Annotated in this window: 1 protein-coding gene and 1 pseudogene; both read right to left on the bottom strand. The window is 62.2% G+C overall.

Features of this window, described 5'->3' with window-relative positions:
* Positions 1-206 (bottom strand): annotated as a pseudogene (locus tag U1769_RS25300) (IS630 family transposase); the annotation flags it as partial.
* Positions 207-440: 234 nt separating this feature from the next.
* The coding region (locus U1769_RS25295; protein ID WP_332720914.1) for a 2-oxo acid dehydrogenase subunit E2 at positions 441-1117 on the bottom strand (677 nt) is incomplete at its 5' end.

Genomic DNA, 1117 nt, shown 5'->3' with positions numbered 1-1117 from the left:
TCCGGCCCGGCCGCATTGAACTTCAACACCCAGTCCCGCACGATCTGCAACGTCACGCCGCCGATCCGAGCCGCTTCCGTCCGGCTCGCGCCCTCGTAAATCGCGGCCAGCGCCAGCAATCGACGCGCCTGCCCGCCATCCTTCGATTTCCGCGCTGCCGCTCGCACCAGCGCGGCATCAAAGTCAGGGCAAAGCGTGATCGGCATGGCAAACTCCAGGTCGGTTGCCATCTTGAATCAACTCAATACGCTCCGCGCAACCCCCTCAGAGTCGTGATCCACGAAACTTGGTATCAGGCAGGTTGGCGAAGTCGCGTCAAAGTCAGGCGCGCGTCTTCATCCGATCCACGGAGTAGCCCGAATCGTTTTGAGCGAACGGGTTTTGACCTTCGCCGTCCCGCTCGGATCGGCCAGTAGCGAGCGGCAACGCCCAAGCTGACGTCAATCGAACCTGATGTCGGTGAGATGACGCTCAATGGTCGTGACGAAACGTGCGGCATCGGCACCGTTAATGACGCGGTGATCGTAGCTGAGTGACAGTGGCAGCATCTTGCGCCACACCACGCTGTCGTCGGGACCCCGCGCCGCGCGCAGCTGCAACCGGGTCATCCCAACGATCGCCACTTCCGGCGCGTTGACAATCGGCGTGAACCCGGTCCCTCCAATATGTCCCAACGACGACAGCGAGATGCAGCCGCCTGACATTTCGGGCATCGACAGGCCTTTGGTTCGCGCTTTCTGGGCAAGTGCTGACAACTCGGTTGCAAGTTCGCGAAGCGGGCGGGTGTCGCAATCGCGGAGGACCGGCACGAGCAGCCCGGCCGGCACCTCCACCGCAACGCCGACATGCGCGTAATGCTTTTCGATCAATTGCTCCCCGCTGGCGTCCAGTGACGAAGCGAATTGCGGATGGCCTTTCAGCGAGAGCGCCATGGCTTTCACCACCGGGATGACCGGGCTTATCCGCTGGTCAGGGTGGCCAGCGTTCCATACCTCCCGCCGCGCTTCAAGATCGGTAATGTCGACCTCGTCATGATGGGTGACATGCGGGATGCGGACCCAGTTCCGACCTAAGAAGCGGCCAACAAGCTGCTGCATCCGGGAGCGATTGCGTGAGG

Source organism: Parasphingomonas zepuensis (genome assembly GCF_036663735.1).
GTDB lineage: Bacteria > Pseudomonadota > Alphaproteobacteria > Sphingomonadales > Sphingomonadaceae > Sphingomonas.
Note: the sequence above shows the minus strand (reverse complement) of the source record. Positions and strands in the feature narration are given on the sequence as shown.